The organism is Paenibacillus taichungensis (genome assembly GCF_003287275.1).
Classification (GTDB): Bacteria; Bacillota; Bacilli; order Paenibacillales; family Paenibacillaceae; genus Paenibacillus; species Paenibacillus taichungensis_A.
In genome coordinates, this window is the sequence record NZ_QEVW01000014.1 from 18,225 (window position 1) to 35,721 (window position 17,497).

Below are 17,497 nucleotides of genomic sequence, written 5' to 3' on the forward strand. Positions count from 1 at the left end.
TAATTGTCGTATCACACAAATCAGTTATCTTAAATATAATATGCGCCCATTACAGCTTTATAATGAACGCATATTATATTTGATTCTGAATTTCTTCTGATTTTATCCTACTACGTCATTTTTAATTCTCGTGCACCCAAAATTCAATAATACTGTTCCAGGTATTCGATTCGTTGCCTTGGCCGACATAACGAATGAATTTGGCCTGAGCCGGTTCAAATTCAAATGTCTCATAAGCCGCCTGTTTTTGACTGGCCACGTTACTTAACACTTTTTGGTAATTAATACCATCAGTTGATATCTCCAAATCAAAATAATTGGATCGTGTATGTCCATTATAGAATTGAATGCTTACCTGCCCTACTTGAGTCTGTTGCTCAAGCTCCAACTGCAGGTATTGTCCCTTTCCATCTGCAGACCATCTGGAGTCTGGATCACGATCGATTGCATGGATCGGCAGATTGCCATCATCTGCACTTGCCGTAACCTTGCTTATGACAGCGAAAGGTCCTTCCGGTTCAGCCATAGGCTCTTTGACCTCAAATTTCTCACGTGCCTCGACTGTTACTCCATTAAAGACGCAACTCACGACGATGTCGACCTTTCCCGCTTTTACTGCATGGAATGTAGTTCCTTCTGTATATCCGATCGTATCATCACTTGATGTGTACGTCACAGGAACATTCAATTCTGCAATATTTACGATCTCGCCATTATCTAATGTTAGAAAAGAGGATAATTCTCCGCTTCCGCCTGCGCTGATCGCATTACCTGCAACTCTCCAGCCGGGTACTGTTTTATTGGGACTTATGGAGATATTCTCTGGAAGTACGGGTGTTTCAGCTACCTTAAACTTAACTCGCACGTTCTGTTTGTGGCCCCGATAGGATACAGTGATCTCTCCAGTTCCATTAGTCTGTTGCGGTTGCTTAATTTTTACCTTTGCATCCTTGGCATAAGCTTTTGCAGAGATGATCGGCGTTTCGGTTGTGCCATAAGGCAAAGTGTGAACGTAATCGGTTCTTAAAAACTGCATACCCCCGATAGCTTCGCCGTTCACCAAAAGGGATTGAAGCCCCAGATGAATATCTTTGATTCGCTTCTTGCTCTGATCCTGATATAAACTTTGTGGGGATAAACGATCGCCCTCCCCAATGCCTTCTGCCATATCAAATGGCTGCGTATTCGCATCGGGTATGGAACCCACAATGTTGACGTTCACGCCGGTGTCCTTTCCTTTTGTTCCAATGACATATCCATTCCCGAATTGTTCTGATTCTACAATAACGCCGGATTTACTAGGGTGTGCCGCCTGTCCGGTCGTATTCCAGAACACACTTTCAGTGGTTACCACCCCATGACGATTCGTTTCGGATGATCCATAATCCCGTGTAATGGCAGAGATCCCGTCCCCGTTAACGACCAGGTTGTCGATCAGGTTCGCCATGCTTAAATACATATGAAAATCAGTCAATAATGAAGGCTTCTCAGAATACGAACTTTGCAGGACATTCCCGTTCGCAGAGAAGTTGGCATATGTGAAGCTATGTCTAGCTCCTATTGCCTTACTATTCTTAATGAGATTATCATTGCCTATAAATTGATATAAATAACCATTCCCATTCGCTCCACGATACTGCGGGTACTGCATGATTACATGATCCACAGTGATGTTCTTCGTACGGTCCAGAATAATACCCTTGGACAACAGATGATAATCTGAATTACCGGCTGGTTTATAGGTGTTAATATTTCGAATCCAGCTGTTGGCCACTGCAATCACATTGACCGCTTTGGCATTATCGGCTTCATACCCAGCAGTCCCAACGACTTTGAAGTCATCTTCACCAAGCCCCGATTTCGCATTTTGAATGTTTGCGATCGAGAAATCCTCCAAACCTACTTCGACAATCGGATCTGCGGTCTGACTAATCGTAATATCATCGCGCAACTTCATTGGATAACGCGTCGGAATGTCTAACGTAATCGTTTTGTTCTCTGAATCTACGCCCACGATTTGGCGATAGAATAACGGTTCTACTTTCCCGAGACGTGACGACCACTTGTTTTGCATGCCGAGTTCACGTAAGAAACCTGGTGTCGTTTCGAATGAAATGACCACGTAATCATTCACTGCAAACCCGCTCGTATCCTCAACGGGTAGCAGGACGGTTGGATCAGTAACCGACTTGCGAAGTTTCGTGGAAATTCCGGTTTTCTTCCAATCTCCGTTACCGATCCGGATAATATCCTTGTTTTTCATATTTTGCTGTGCATTATAGATATGAGTCTTGTTCATCCCGTCACCTTTCAGGACCACACGACTTGCAGGAATGTTTAGTGAATAATCTTTGCCGTCCTGAGGGTTAACCTGATATGTACCCTTGGGAAGATACACGACACCCCCATCTAACGCAACAGCAGCATCAATTGCCTTTTGAATAGCCTGCGTTGCATCACGACTCCCTGAAGGATCAGCAAAGTACGGTGATTTGGTAACATCGATACGTTTGTTTTTAGGCGTTTTAGGTAGTTCTGTTTCCCCGCGCTGATAACCGGCATACGAAAAGTCATGCAGAAACCTTCCCTGTTCATCTTTAAATCCTGGATACCAATCGTTTGGATAGAGTCTGCTTCTGCCATCCGTACCCAGAGACAGATTCTCACCGACACGATCAATAGATGGCTGTGAGTCACCCTCTGACGCTCGAACCTCCTGGGTTCCAGGTACAGACAATCCAACGGTCAACGTAAATGCCAACACTAAAAAAGGCCACTTTCTACGCATACTTTCGTTCTCCTCCTTTTGGATTCCAGAGTATGTGAGCGGTTTCAAGAAACCCTATAGTCACCTCCGATCCTGCTCAAGCAAGAGTCATGTGCATGCCAACTCAGCATGTCATAACCGATTGTAGAGCACGAGGGAACGAAATTACATTAACAAAAACGACACTTAAATGCCTATTTTATACAATATAAGGATTTATTTAGAGGATACAGCGCGATTATATCGCTCTAACGCCTGTTGCTGAATCTCAATCGCACGATCAATCTGTAATGACTTGATTTGCTCGACATACGTATCAAAAGCATCCACCGGCTCAATACCAAAAATGATTTTAAGCGACATCTCGTCCACCACCTTGTTCACTTCCTGCATGATGACTGACATCTCCGTGCTTTCTTTCTCGGTTTTGGGCAGGGTCGGTACCTGATGGAGAACAGCATCTGTACTGGACCATAGCTGCACCGCCTCTTTCTGTTCCGGCAAAATATAATATTGTTCCATATATCGCGTATCCTGCACAAATGGACCGAAATAACTCGCTCTGGTGTACATCGCAAGCGCTTGTGCCGGCGACCACTTATCAGGGTTTTTCAAAATAGTCTCGGTATACGTCGGATACCCGTCCTTCATCTCAAAACTAACACCTTCTATGCCAAAGTTGAACAGCAAATGTCCCTCAGGCCCATACCCGTAGTCCAGCATCCGTGCTGCTTCTTCTACATGATGACTGTTGCTGGATATGGCGACTCCACTGGAACCGATAGCGGGAGCAAGTTGACCAAATTTCGGGCGATCTCCTTTGTTCATGACAGGATATGGCGCTGGCACAAGCTTTGCCTGGGAATCCGTCTCCTGCAAGATGGGTAGCCATGTACCAATCCCCGCCCCTGCATTCCAGATACTCGCGCCGCTGCGTCCCGTGGTCATGTTTGTATCCTGAGTCTCCGAATCGACAGCAGCCAGATTCTTGTCAATGAGTCCCTCTGCATACCATTCACGAAATAAGGATAGGAAAGCCTTATATTCAGGTTCTTGTGCCCCAAACTTAATTTGGCCATCTTCCACGTAGAACCCCTTTTTAATGCCAAAAGCGCCAATAAAACCGCCACCTTCGATACCAAACAACGGATTCGGAACACCTAGAAAAGTAAGCGGGGCGTCAGCTCCCTTTTTGTCCTTAAATGCTTGAAGCATCGTATGCCATTCGGCAATCGTGGTTGGCACATCAAGTCCAAGCTCATCCAGCCAATCCTTTCGGATAATCGGACCTTGATAGGTTCGAAGCTTATCATCTCCCTGAATAAAAGGAAACGCGTAATAACTTCCGTTCGCTGTGCGAATCTGCATATCAATGTCTGGATGCTCAGACAGGTACTGTTTTAGATGAGGTGCGTATTGATCAATAACATCGTTTAATCGCAGAATATAACCGTCTTTGATCGCTTTCTCCGGCCCACCGGGATAATTGCTCCACTCGTATTCAATCATATCCGGCAGTTCTCCAGACGTAAGCAGTACATTAATCGCTTCTTTGGCCTGATTGGCGGGAGGCCGGATGAATTGAAGGTTGACTCCGGTTCTCCGCTGCCACTCCTGAAAAAAAGGAACTTCATTGAAGCTGGACTTAATGCTTGCTGCATTGCCATTCAATTCTGCCCAGTAGGTTAATTTTCCATCGTCATTGGGTGAAGTAATTGAGACGGTCTGGTACTCTGATGAGCCGGAACGTTCATCCAGCTTGGCATTCGAATCTGTCCCGTTCTGATCGCAAGCAGTCAGCATGCCAAGCAGCAGGATGAATCCTGTCACCTTTGTTATGAATGCCAACTCCCTCTTTACGTTCATGTTCCGGTCTCCTTTCAAATCAATTAACTGATTTCTTTATATTTACCGGGCGTAATGCCTTCATATTTCTTGAATACCCGGATGAAAGTTGCTGCATCATTATACCCGACCAATCGGGATATTTCGGTAATGGATTCTTGTTTATGCTCCATCATTTCTTTCGCCTGTCGGATACGGCACTTATGAATGCAGTCCAGCAGACCCTCACCAGTCTGATTCTTGAAGAGTTTGGACAAGTAACTGCCCTTAAGCTCAAAATGTTCACCAATCGCGTTGACGTTCAAATTCACGTCTGTATAGTTGCTCTCAATATACTGTGTGACTTGGGTACTGAGATGACGCAGAGAATCCTCACGTTCTTGTGATACATTCGTTGCGCGCTTGTCAGCGGCGTAGGAACATACCTCCTCAAGCAAATTCTGCAAAGCCTCCTGCATCTCCTGGATGGTATCCCCGGCAATAATGTCCTCAATCCGATTCGGGTATTGGGTTAGCGTATGGTTATCCCTGTCCCCCAGATCATTGATAGCCTTTATCATTGTACCTACCAGGTTAAAAATCAGGCAACGTGCGAGTGTTAGTGACATAATCGGTTTATCAAAATTTCGCTCTGTAATCTCGTTCATATAAGCGCTGGCTTGGTCTGTATCTCCCGCTTTGATGAAATTAAGGAGCTGCTGTTCCACCTGAAGCGGATAGTAGTAGCCAAACGGGTCATCCGCCATCGCATCGCTGCGTACATCCCCATAGGTAATGATGCCTTTCTTACCAAGAACCATTTTGTATTCCATTGCGTCGACTGCTTCCTGGTATGCTTCGGCAATGCCAATCCACGACGTATGGCGTCCGCTGATGGAAATCGTAAGTTCCATATCATAGCGTTCCAAGAAGCGCTGCGCTTCTGCCGCAATGTGATGAAGATCCTGGTTCCAATCCGAAGAATCCGCTTTCATATTTACAAGGCAAACCATCATATCATCAACTTCTGCTACATATCCGACGTGCTGACGCTCTGAAGCCAGTTCTTCAACCACATTGGAAATAATGAGATGGATCAATTTGTTTCGTTCATTGATATCAATACCTGGCAGCTTTCCATAGAGATTTTCTTCATTTTCGATGACAAATAGGATAACAGCAAATTCACTTGAATACAGCGGCATATGAAAGGACCGGAATGCATCTTCATAAGGCACGAGCGTATCCTGTTTGCCTTTCAGAAGTCGATTAATCATATTGGAGCGCAGCACCTGCTGATGTTTCTGCAGCTGCTGGGCAATCTCGTTCTTTTCTGACCGTGTGTTCATGATGACTTTCTGAATAAACCGAAGTTCGTTCCGATCAGCAGGTTCGTTCTGCGAATTTTTGTCTTTTAGTGATTCCACGAGCTGTTGGATTGGGGAGTAATTCCGGCGCATGAAGAACCAGGTCAGTACACCCGCACTAATGAGACTCACCACGATACTGATATACGTAAAATTGCGGACATATACTGCCTTTTCCCAATACAGGCTGCTGGGAATAATCAATGCGTATTTCAGATCGGAAACCGCGGAGTCCATGTAGAACATCTCCGACTTGCCTACCTTGGCGTTATCCAAAAGAACCTGATTACCATTCATGAATGGCTTCAATTCCTCCGATCCGGGACGATTGCTCATCAGAATCTCGTTATTCTGGTTCAGAATCAGCAGCGTGGCGTCACTAAAACCCGAAATGCTCTCAATCGCTTCCTGGAATCTTCGCGTATCCGCCATGACGACAACCGTACCGGTCTCCTGACCATTCAAATCATCAGGCAGGCGTGTAATGTACGCAATGGAAGACTCCGCCGGAGCTGCATTCTGATGTGGCAGTATGACGAACTGATTCGTCTCTGTACCCAGAATCTGATCCCGCCACGCTTCGAAAGACATGGCACCTGTGTTATGTATGGTATGAAATGCCGTTCGCATATCCCGAATATTACCTGAACGGAGGATGGATTGATCTTTTTTCCACACGACGTAGAATTCATCGATGGATGCGTAGGATGTTTTATAGAGACGAAGTTCCTTTACCAGTTGGTATGCCGTATAAGGCGCCTCTTTGGCCGGCTGATTGGAATACATCAGCGTTTGCAGATTTGGGCTCCATGTCATCTCCATGTTTAACCGCTTCATCAGATCAACTTGAGTATCGATCGTATATCGCATCTGCTTCAATAAAGAATCGTTGGCCCGATGTATTTCACTCTTCAATGTCTCATTGGCTTGTATGTATATAACCAAACTGATCAGAATCGGCACAATCAAAACAGCACTGTAAGAGACAAGCCAGGTCACAATTATGCTTTCACGTTTTTGCCACAAATATCGAATGTTTAGCAACAACTCATCACCCAACTCTTCGTAGATTATCTATGTTTGGATCAGGAATTTATTATAACGGTAAGAGCGTGATTGGGATATAGATAAAAAGTTCAATTCGATTGACAAAAAGGGTAGCAAGCCCCGATTTTCCCCGTCAAATCAAGCACAAATAGCCCAATAGACTAATTTCGTCTATCGGGCATTCGGTATCAAGTTGAGAATGTTTTTTGTTGATTTCAGAAGACTTCAGAAAATGCGATGCTTCCAACCGTTTAATTTGGCACTCGCTTCGATGTAGAAATAGTCACCGTAAATAAGTGAAACGTTTATGTTCTGACCTGCCGGTTTATGACCGGTTCCCTCGAGAAGCATACCTTCGTGCTCAGGAAGATGCCAGGTTCCATAATGATCCCGCAAGGAACTCAGGATACGTTTGGCGACGGTAGCATAAAGTCTGCCCTCCGGATCAGGAAGTACATCTGCAAGCTCAAGCAATCCGGAAGCAGCAATAGCACCAGCGGAGCTGTCTCGTGGAATCTCCTCCCCCTCTTCCGGCTCAGCACGGAAATCCCAATGCGGAACACTATCCTCGGGCAGGCTGGAAATGAAGAAGTTCGCCACACGCTGTGCAGCATCCAGATATGCCGGGTCCTCTGTATAACGATACGTATTCGTTAATCCATATAAAGCCCACGCGGCTCCACGACTCCATGCCGAATCCGGTGCCGCTCCCTGTCCCCCTATCGCTTCTGCACGTTCACCGGTCTCGGGATCAAATCGAATGATGTGATGCACAGAACCATCTTCCCTCACAAATTGCTTCATGACCATATCCGCATGAGCTTTGGCGATATGGCTGAAACGAGGATCTCCGCTCTCCTCAGATGCCCAGAAGAGCAAGGAAAGATTCATCATGGTGTCGATGATCGACCAGCCTAGCATGTCTCCATTCCAAGCCCGGATGAAGCTGCCTTTGGTATTGAAGCGGCCAGCCAGGAAGTTGGCGGCAAATAAAGCACGCCTTGCGGCATCGGCATCTCCGGTGAGCTTGAATTTGATGACGGCAGTAGGCAGGAAATGAAAGCCCACGTCATGATCAAAGTAGTTGTTTTCTAGAAAACGTTCCGATAGTCGCTCATCCCAATTCCATGCCGCTTCTTTATATTTCTCATCACCTGTCATATCGTACACAATCCATAATATGCCCGGCCAGAATCCCGAGGTCCACCAATCGATTCTCATGTCGTCATAGATGCCATTTGCTCCAGCAACATGCGGAGACTTTTCACCTATGGCTGCAAGCATCTGATCGGCTTTACTTTTAATCTGATCCCACACGTCTTTGTTCACTTCATTTAATACGCTCATGTAATCCCATACCTCCTTACCGTTCTTCCATTCTCTGATTTATCCTTTCAATGAACCAACCATGACACCTTTCACGAAAAAGCGCTGCAAAAACGGATAGATGCACAGGATTGGTATCGTCGCTACCATAATCGTCGCATACTTGATGGTTTCCCCGATCTGGAAGCGATCCCCGGCCGATGCTCCTGCCGACATGCTCTCCGTGGAATTGGCAATTAGAATCTCACGCAGCACCAATTGCAGTGGGAACAGTTCTCGGCTTTTGATAAATACAGACGCATAGAACCATCCGTTCCACTTATCTACCGCGTAATACAGAATCATCACGGCAATGACTGGCATGGACAACGGAATAATAATGCGGAACAAAATCGTGAAGTGATTCGCTCCATCAATCTTGGCCGACTCTTCCAGGCTGTCCGGAATGCCCATAAATGACGTTCGCATGATGATCAGGTTAAATGTGCTGATGGCAAAAGGCAGAATGGTCGACCACAATGTATCTAACAGGCCGACGCCTTTTACAACCAGGTACAGTGGAATTAACCCACCGCCAAAGAACATTGTGAACACGATAAAGAACATGAACACCTTGTTCCACATCACGTTTTTACGGGATAGCACATACGCACCAAGCGCAGTCATGAACAGGTTGACGATAACGCCGAACACAAGAATAAATAATGTATTACGGAAACCTGTGGCTATACCTGGATTGGCAAGTACACTCTTGTAAGCTTCCAGACTGAACCCAACCGGCTTCCACAGGAGACCCTTGTTTGCTAACAGCTGCGCCGAATCACTTAAGGACGCGAATAACACGTAGAGCAGCGGATACAATGTGACGATGACAAGCAGGATTAGAAATGTATAATTGAAAATCGTAAAGATTCGGTCAAACCAACCGCTTTCCTTAATCAAAGTTACCACCTCACCATAAGCTGTTTTGACTCACTCTGCGGCTGATATAGTTCGCCGAAATCAGAAGAACGAGATTGATCACCGAGTTGAATAGACCGACTGCCGAGCTGTAACTCCATCCGAATTCCAGCAATCCCTTTCGATATACGAAGGAGGAAATGACGTCTGCCGTTTCATAGGTCACCGGATTGTAGAGGAGAATGATTTTCTCGAATCCGACATTCAGCATATTACCCATCCGGAGAATGAACATGATCGTAATAATAGGCAGCAATCCGGGTAGCGTAATGTGAAACATTTGTTTGAGACGGCTCGCTCCGTCGATCTTCGCCGCTTCATACTGCTCCAGATCGATGCTCATCAACGCAGCAATATAGATAATGGATTCCCAACCGATCCGCTGCCATATTTCAGACAGAACATAGATTGGACGGAACAGCTCCGGCTTTTGCAGCATCGCCTGACCGTCATATCCAAGCATCATAATCAGGCGGTTGATTAAGCCATCCGCGTTCGTGAAGTCCGTAATAATACCGCATATGACGACGAGAGAGATGAAATAAGGCATATACGTTATCGTCTGAACGACCCGCTTGAACGTGCGCTTGCGTACTTCATTGATGAGCAGCGCCAGAATAATTGGTGCGGGGAATTCAAAGACCAGCGTGTACAAACTGATAAGAAGGGTGTTCTTCAGCACACGCAGGAAATAATAACTGTTGAAAAACTCTTCAAAGTGCTTCAGCCCAACCCAATCACTCCCCAAAATACCCTTCATCGGAGAATAATCTTTAAAGGCAATAATTGCACCGTACATCGGACCGTAATGAAATATTAAATAATATCCAATAACGGGAATCATCATGATGTATAAATACTTGTTCATCATGAAGTCCCGCACGAACCGGCTTCTAAAGGATTGACGATTGCTCATGATGTACCTTTTCACCTCTTTTCAATCGGGAGGGCTGTGCCCTCCCCTTTTACAATTACCGGTTGTTGTAGCGTTCGAGTGCTGCTGTCTGGATTTCAATCGCTCGATCCAGATGCAACGATTTCATTTTTGCGACATAGCTCTCGAATTGATCCACCGATTCGTTGCCCAGAATGATTTTGATGGTCATCTCATCGACGAGTGTGTTGATATCATTCATGATGGTCGCGTATTCGGAGCTTTCCTCAGGTGTAGGTGTGATCGAAGGCAGATTATATTTGGCGGCCTGTGTATTCTTCCATACATCAATGGCATCGCGCTGAGTCTGTAATGCAAAGAACTGCTCGGCATATCGTTTGTCTTGAACGAATGGACCGTTATAGCTGCTGCGGGCATATAGTGAAATTGCTTGTGCAGGAGCGAGTTTATCCGGATTCTTCAGCAGCAAATCCGTGAATTTCGGATAATCGCCTTCCATGTTATAGCTGACACCTTCTTCACCGAAGTTGAAGAACATGTGTCCTTCCTCACTGTAGCCGTAATCCAACATGCGAACGGCAAGTTCCGGGTCCTTGGCTGCCGTCGTGATGGCAACCGTGCCTTCCGAGGCATAACCCTGATTAAGCTGGCCGAATTTAGGAATATCCCCTTTTTTAAGTACCGGATATGGTGCGGCGACCAGAACGGCATCCGGATCATTTGCTTCTACGAGCGGCTGCCATTTGCCGATACCTCCGCCTGCGTTACCGACACTAGCGCCAGTAGCACCAGAAGCGAGGTTACCGTCAACGGATTTGGTATCCGCTGTTGAGATGTTTTTATCAATCAAACCTTCTTTGTACCATTCCTGGAATAACGTCAAGTATTCTTTGAAACCTTCTTCCGCAGGACCAAATTTGATCTTTCCGTCTTCCTGATAGAATCCGCGGTTTACACCGAAGGCGCCCAGGAAAGCACCATTACCGGAATCGTTAAAGAATCGTGGCTTACTTACAACAGAGAACGGAGCAGATGCGCCTTTTTTCTCTTTAAAAGCTCGCAAGGTTGTTGTCCACTCATCAATCGTTTCCGGAACGGGCAGTCCAAGCTCATCCAGCCAATCCTTACGAATGATGGGTCCCTGGAAGACACGAAGATACTCATCTCCCCGAATGAACGGGAATACATAGTAGCTGCCACTATCCGTTTTGACCATCTTGTCGATATCCGGATTGTCCTGCAGGTATTTCTTCAGATTCGGAGCATACTGGTCAATCAGATCGTTCAGCTTGAGGATATAACCATCATTGATGGCTTTCTCCGGTCCACCGGGGAAATCGCCGATGAAATTGTACTCCAGCATGTCTGGCAAATCCCCGGATGCCAGCATCACGTTAAAGGATTCTCTGACCTGACCGGTCGGTGGTGCCGTGAATTTGAGTGGCACACCGGTTTTTTCCTGCCATTTTTGAAAGAATGGAATTTCGCTGTGCGAATTTTTGACCCCGATCAGGTTTCCGTTAATTTCACCCCAGTACGTAAGCGTCTTATCCGTTTGAATCGGATAGGTGGTTGCTTCCGTTGACCCGCTTGGTGTCCCTTTATCAGCTTCGCCCGTCTTACTGTCTCCGGACGAACACCCCAGGATCGTTGTACCTAATAACAGGATCATCAAACTCGTAGATAACACTTTTCTTCTCATGACCTTATCCTCCACCTTTTGGGAATGTCTGTGCTCTACCTCAGAGTAAGGGAGAGCGCATTGTAGCGCTATTCGCAAAAGATGAAATGACATGTTGATTTCGTCAGAGGCAAATGATCATTTAGCCAAAACGATAGACGAAATTCTCTATATAATCATCTGCAATGCCTTGAATTTGCAGTGGTGGCGCGGGTTTGTGACTGTACTTATGAGAGCATAAAAAAACAGACGATGAACACTGTTCATCGTCTGTAGTGTGGGTGAATATGAGTGATAAGTGGAATACAATAACACAATTATATTACGCCAGGGCTCGCTTTCTCATGTTTAGTCCCATACAACTTCGGTACCCGCAATAAAATCATGGATTGCCCGTTTGTCTTCTCGTACAGCCACCATGATAATACTTGCAATGAAACCAATGCCAAATGTGATTCCATATACCAGTCCTGCAACAACAACTCTCATCAGCATGGTTCCTATTCCTGGTGACTCATGTGTACCGTATTTTCGAATTCGAATTCCGCATATACGCTTTCCTATCGTTCGCCCACTCCATAATACAGGTAATAAAATGGAATATAATCCACCCAGTAGTTTGGCTAAAGGCTCGTCACGATCAAAATTCCCTGTCAGTACACCTACAATAATGGCTAAAGGTATTGAAACGATAATTCCATCCAACAAGTTTGCTCCAAATCTAATCCAAAATCCCGCTTCTCTCAAATGAATGCCTCCTTTCATATGGATTTAGTTGAATGTATGTAGACACATATCCATGTAGTATAACAGAAAAATATTCCATTATGTTCTTAATCATCCTATTCAAGGAATCAAGAAAGGCTTCTCAACTTTTGTTGAGAAGCCCCTCCATGGCGAATCGTTAACTTTTAAAGCTTTCGTTATATTTCTGTTCTGCGTTAATTCTGTCCTTCCAATATCATGTTACCCAAACGATCCATAAGCTCCATTCGTCCCATAGCCGTATAAGAATAATTGTAGTTATCTACGCTGGAGATTTTATAGATCTTGCCATCCTTGACGGCATTCATGTTATTCCATACCTTGCTGTCTTCCATCTTGTTCTCGCTATTCTCCATCAGCACCAGCTGGTCCGGATTGACGGAGATCAGCGCCTCTATACTGATCTGTTTGCCTCCCCAGCCTTCGGGCTCAGGAATACCTTCTGTGCGTTTAAGTCCCCACTCGCCGTACAACATCTCGGCCGCACCTTTATTCGAATAGATCACCAGATTATTGGGATAGGTTTCAATGACCGCAAAAGATTCACCTTTCACAGCCGATTCGAGTTTTTGCTTCCACTCCGCTGATTTTGCATCATATTTAGCCAGGAACTCATCCTTTTTGGTTTCTTCTCCGAATGTATCTGCCAGGAACGTCAGACGTTCTCTCCAATCATAATACGAGTATGGTAATACAATCGTCGGAGCGATCAAGGATAAGGTTTCATACTGATCTGTATTAAAATCCTTTCCCAGAATGATCAGATCCGGGTTTGATGCAGTCACTGCTTCTATACTGAATTTGCTGCCGAGCCACCCCAGAACCACGGTATTGGCATCCAACTTGTCTTTAAGGGGTGGAGTGATCTGATCCTGCTGCCCATAATCGGCGCTTGTGGTAGCGACAGGCGTTTTGCCAACGATCAGTAATTCTTCTGTTGAGCCGGACAGATCCACAATCCGCTCCGGATTAAGGGGAATCGTAACTTCTTCTCCATTTGGATTGGTGATGACTTTCGTTGTCGCTTGGGTTGTTCCCTCTGACGAACTAACCTCCTGACTGCTTGTCTGATCCGTTCCACAAGCCGTAAGCATCAGCATGGAGCATAAAGCAATCCATATATAAATTCGTTTTAGCATTTAAATTATTCTCCTTTTGAGTCAATTCATCTACCTGGTTTGGACGACTGCGTGAGTCGCTATACCTTTACCTGCCATCCCTCGGCATCATGCTGTAATTGCCACAGACGCGAATAGATGCCCGAGCCTAACAATAATTGCTCATGCGTTCCTTGTTCCACAAGCTGGCCCTGATCCAGAACAAGGATCTGATCCGCATTTTGGATCGTTTTCAAACGATGGGCGATCAGGATTACCGTTTTGTTCGCGACCAGCTCATTAATCGCTTGCTGTACTGCGGCTTCATTTTCCGGGTCGAGTGACGCCGTAGCTTCGTCCAGCAATACGATGGATGCATTTTTCAATAACGCACGAGCAATCGATATACGCTGTTTTTCCCCACCAGATAACGTCGAGCCGCCTTCTCCCACTAACGTGTCATATCCTTGAGGCAAACTTGCGATAAACTCATGACAGCAAGCCCGGCGTGCTGCTTCTTCAATCTCTGCCTGGGTAGCCTCTTTCTTCCCTACACGTATGTTGTTACCGATTGTATCCTGGAACAGATAGACGTCCTGAAAGACAACAGAGATATCCTCCAACAGTTTTTCCGGGTCCATGCCGCTAATGGGCTGTCCGCCAATCGTAATGGTACCTGACTGCACATCCCAGAAACGCGCAATGAGACGGGTAACCGTACTTTTGCCACTGCCGGAAGGCCCTACAAGTGCAGTAATCGTATGCGGAGGGATGGTAAATGACAAATTCTTTAGCACAGGCAGCTCATCATCATAACCAAAGGTTACACGGTCAAACGAAATCGCCTGATTAGGTTGTACGCTGTCTGTTCCTGTCATTGGCGCCTCCTGCTGCACTTCCATAATGCGCCGTGCACTATATGCGGAGTATCGCATTTCACCATAACTCATCAGCGCAACGGTCAGAGGTTCAAACACTTTTGTACCGACCAGCAAAAACAACAGAAATATCGGCAATGTCAATTCCCCGCCAGCAAGCAAATAACTCCCCGCCAAAATCATCCACGTCATCCCGGAACGCGCAAGCAGCATCGCCCCCATTATCATCGGACCCATAATGCCTTCCAACCGAATGGATGCCGACTTCAACTCATCAAAAGAACGACGCAGCCGTTCAAATCGTTCTCCGCCCATATTGTGGGCTTTGATCTCACGAATTCCGGTTAAATACTCTTGCAGTCGACTGGCTGCTTCGTTCTTGGCTCTCACATGATTCTCGCTTAAGCGAGCCTGAATGGAGTCTGTCATCCATAACAAGGCCACACCAAGTGGAACAGCGACGAACATCGCCACTGCCATGCGCCAATCTATAAACAGGAGTCCAGCAAAAGCCAACACCGGCAGCACAATGGCGCTGATGAGCTGTGACAGATTGTGAGAGATCGTATGCTCCACCTGCCCATAATCACTCAGAATCAGATTGGTCAGATCCCCCGGGTCCCTTTTGCCGAAGAAACCCAATGATAGATGACGAATATGTTCAGCCAGCTTCAAACGCCCCGTTGCGGCGAGGCTGTATGCTGCCCGATAGGTTTTATCATAGAGAGAAGAGTAAGCCGCATATTCCACCAACAGCCATGCAAACAGAATGCAGCACACCATCCACATGCGCTGGATGTCCAGTCCCTTATCCGGTTCAGCGAAGGATTTGTATATCGTATTGAAAATATCAACGAGCAGCGCAGCCGGAACGATCTTGGCAATCCCGTCCAGAATGGCGGCTATGATGGATGGAAGCAGACTGCGGGGGTTACCACCCGATATGTTGTATAAATAGTTCCTCATTGCTTCGCACCTCCAAGCTTCCAGGAAGCTGCATGAATATGGGCCTGCCACATCTTCTCATACAAACCGTTTGCCTCGCGTAATTGATCATGTGTACCTCGCTCAACAATGGTACCCTGGCGAATGACCAGGATCTGTTCAGCTGAACGAATCGTTGTTAGACGATGAGCAATAATCAGGACCGTTTTACCTTGAACCAGTTGGGCCAGACCTTGCTGGATCTTATGTTCATTCTCTGCATCGGCGTACGCTGTCGCTTCATCCAATACGAGAATGGGAGCATCCTTGAGTAAAGCTCTCGCAATGGCAATCCGTTGTGCTTCACCGCCAGACAGGTACGTACCGCCTTCTCCAATTTTGGTGTCATATCCCTCATCAAGCTTCTCAATAAACTCATGACAACAAGCTGTTCGAGCCGCAGCAATGACGTCATCCCATGATGCAGCTGTATTGCCCATGCGGATATTTTCCTCAATCGTATCGTAGAACAGATGTACGTCCTGGAAGACAAACGAAACCGTCTCCATCAGCTTCTCTGTCCCCATTTTCTGAATGGGAACCCCGCCAATCGTAATTTCGCCTTGCTGCACGTCCCAGAAACGCAGAAGCAGATTGGCAATGGTAGATTTTCCGCCACCTGAAGGTCCAACCAATGCGGTCATTTGTCCTGCTTTAGCTACAAAATCAACTTCTTGAAGTACAGGTTTGAACGCTTCGCTATCCTTTTGTTCATAAGCAAAGGATACCTGCCGAAAAGCCACTTCATATGTATCGGGCACTTGCGGAGTGAGAGGTTCCTGTACAACCGACTCGGCAAATACAGCCTTGATTCGATTCTGACCTTCCACAATCTCACGCATGCCACTGCCCAGATACATCAGCTTCAAGAGTGGCGCGGACAAACTTGGTGTAATGATCAGAAACAGAATAAAGGTGATCGCGAAAGACTGATTGCCTGCGTTTCCGCTGAAAAGTAAAATGCCGATCGGAACAATAAAAGTAACCAGCGAAATAATGATGATGAAAAACATGCCATACGACGTCTTGCATAAATCGGTTATTCTCAACGAAATATCGCGGTAACGCGTTACTGCCTGTTTAAAGGTGAGAAACGAGTCCGCTGTAATACCGAATACTTTTACCGCCGGCATTCCTCTTACATATTCCACCCCTGTTGAGTTCATCTCTTCAATCGCATGCTGAAAATCACGATATGCCTGACGCCCACGTTCACTTCGGAAGAGGCTGCTTTGCAGCCAAAACCCGATAATCATGGGAACAAGCAAGACCAGTGCCATACGATAGTCAAGCCAGATCAAATAGCAAAGCAGTACCAGTGGAATGACGATCGCACTCACCAGATCGGGAAGCTGATGCGCGATAAACTTCTCTATTTTCTCAACGCTGACTTCAATGATTTTTTTCAGCTCACCTGTCGCAGTTCGAGTGTGATACCCCATCGGCACTTTTGCCACATGGTTGGCAAGCTTTACTCTGAGCTGGTACAGGATGTTGAACGCAGCGATATGCGAGCACATTCCTCCGATATAGAGTGCGATAAGACCGGCGATCAGCGCTCCAAAAGAGACGAATCCCCAATACATCAGCAAATCCCTGTCCAGGGCAGATGGCTCCCGAGCATGGATCAACAGTTCTTCGACAATTTTATACACTCCGATAAATGGAACCATTTGCAGCAGACTCGATAATACCGAGAAGATACTTGCTGTAATTAGCAAACCTTTCCGCTCCTTGGTTACTTCCATTAAACCGGATACTTCAGATGTGGTGTTCATCCTGCTCCTCCTGACATTAATAATCATTCTCAATATCACGCAGTGTTATATACGCCCAATTAATATCTCACAGGATATCGATCGGCTACTACCTCAAAACGGAGCAAAAATACCTCTATACGGATAAT

Annotated in this window: 11 protein-coding genes; all 11 read right to left on the reverse strand. The window is 46.0% G+C overall.

Annotated elements, in window-relative coordinates; all coding sequences use genetic code 11:
• Positions 1-121: 121 nt before the first annotated feature.
• The 11 genes from DC345_RS20120 to DC345_RS20170 all read right to left on the reverse strand — a co-directional run bounded on the left by DC345_RS20120 (position 122) and on the right by DC345_RS20170 (position 17,369).
• Positions 122-2,788, reverse strand: coding sequence for a discoidin domain-containing protein (locus DC345_RS20120; protein ID WP_113054606.1), 2,667 nt, complete (start codon positions 2,786-2,788; stop codon positions 122-124).
• A gap of 195 nt (positions 2,789-2,983) precedes the next feature.
• Entirely contained in the window at positions 2,984-4,633 is a 1,650-nt protein-coding gene (locus DC345_RS20125) for an extracellular solute-binding protein (RefSeq protein WP_181586664.1), read from the reverse strand.
• A gap of 23 nt (positions 4,634-4,656) precedes the next feature.
• Positions 4,657-7,002 (reverse strand): helix-turn-helix domain-containing protein, encoded by a 2,346-nt coding sequence (locus tag DC345_RS20130; protein ID WP_181586665.1) that lies wholly within the window; start codon positions 7,000-7,002, stop codon positions 4,657-4,659.
• Positions 7,003-7,230: 228 nt separating this feature from the next.
• Positions 7,231-8,352 carry a glycoside hydrolase family 88 protein gene (locus DC345_RS20135; protein ID WP_113054609.1) on the reverse strand — a complete coding sequence of 374 codons (1,122 nt, stop codon included), beginning with the start codon at positions 8,350-8,352 and terminating at the stop codon, positions 7,231-7,233.
• Positions 8,353-8,391: 39 nt separating this feature from the next.
• Positions 8,392-9,273 (reverse strand): carbohydrate ABC transporter permease, encoded by an 882-nt coding sequence (locus tag DC345_RS20140; protein WP_063563855.1) that lies wholly within the window; start codon positions 9,271-9,273, stop codon positions 8,392-8,394.
• A 10-nt stretch (positions 9,274-9,283) separates the two neighbouring features.
• On the reverse strand, positions 9,284-10,207 hold the full coding sequence (locus DC345_RS20145) for an ABC transporter permease (protein ID WP_072732961.1): 924 nt from the start codon (positions 10,205-10,207) through the stop codon (positions 9,284-9,286).
• Between the two features lie 55 nt (positions 10,208-10,262).
• Positions 10,263-11,888 (reverse strand): extracellular solute-binding protein, encoded by a 1,626-nt coding sequence (locus tag DC345_RS20150; protein ID WP_113054610.1) that lies wholly within the window; start codon positions 11,886-11,888, stop codon positions 10,263-10,265.
• Positions 11,889-12,215: 327 nt separating this feature from the next.
• Positions 12,216-12,614, reverse strand: coding sequence for an RDD family protein (locus tag DC345_RS20155; RefSeq protein ID WP_397333694.1), 399 nt, complete (start codon positions 12,612-12,614; stop codon positions 12,216-12,218).
• A 194-nt stretch (positions 12,615-12,808) separates the two neighbouring features.
• Positions 12,809-13,771 (reverse strand): ABC transporter substrate-binding protein, encoded by a 963-nt coding sequence (locus DC345_RS20160; RefSeq protein ID WP_258530732.1) that lies wholly within the window; start codon positions 13,769-13,771, stop codon positions 12,809-12,811.
• Between the two features lie 59 nt (positions 13,772-13,830).
• Positions 13,831-15,573, reverse strand: a complete 1,743-nt coding sequence (locus DC345_RS20165; RefSeq protein WP_113054612.1) for an ABC transporter ATP-binding protein — start codon at positions 15,571-15,573, stop codon at positions 13,831-13,833.
• Positions 15,570-17,369, reverse strand: a complete 1,800-nt coding sequence (locus DC345_RS20170) for an ABC transporter ATP-binding protein (RefSeq protein ID WP_113054613.1) — start codon at positions 17,367-17,369, stop codon at positions 15,570-15,572. The genes DC345_RS20165 and DC345_RS20170 overlap by 4 nt, the downstream gene beginning before the upstream one ends.
• Positions 17,370-17,497 lie beyond the last annotated feature (128 nt).

What these genes read in the sequence shown, in the direction of transcription:
- DC345_RS20160 (WP_258530732.1), bottom strand. Translation starts at nt 13,771, where the DNA reads ATGCTAAAACGAATTTATATATGGATTGCTTTATGCTCCATGCTGATG.
- DC345_RS20165 (WP_113054612.1), bottom strand. Translation starts at nt 15,573, where the DNA reads ATGAGGAACTATTTATACAACATATCGGGTGGTAACCCCCGCAGTCTG.
- DC345_RS20125 (WP_181586664.1), bottom strand. Translation starts at nt 4,633, where the DNA reads ATGAACGTAAAGAGGGAGTTGGCATTCATAACAAAGGTGACAGGATTC.
- DC345_RS20170 (WP_113054613.1), bottom strand. Translation starts at nt 17,369, where the DNA reads ATGAACACCACATCTGAAGTATCCGGTTTAATGGAAGTAACCAAGGAG.
- DC345_RS20145 (WP_072732961.1), bottom strand. Translation starts at nt 10,207, where the DNA reads ATGAGCAATCGTCAATCCTTTAGAAGCCGGTTCGTGCGGGACTTCATG.
- DC345_RS20150 (WP_113054610.1), bottom strand. Translation starts at nt 11,888, where the DNA reads ATGAGAAGAAAAGTGTTATCTACGAGTTTGATGATCCTGTTATTAGGT.
- DC345_RS20135 (WP_113054609.1), bottom strand. Translation starts at nt 8,352, where the DNA reads ATGAGCGTATTAAATGAAGTGAACAAAGACGTGTGGGATCAGATTAAA.
- DC345_RS20120 (WP_113054606.1), bottom strand. Translation starts at nt 2,788, where the DNA reads ATGCGTAGAAAGTGGCCTTTTTTAGTGTTGGCATTTACGTTGACCGTT.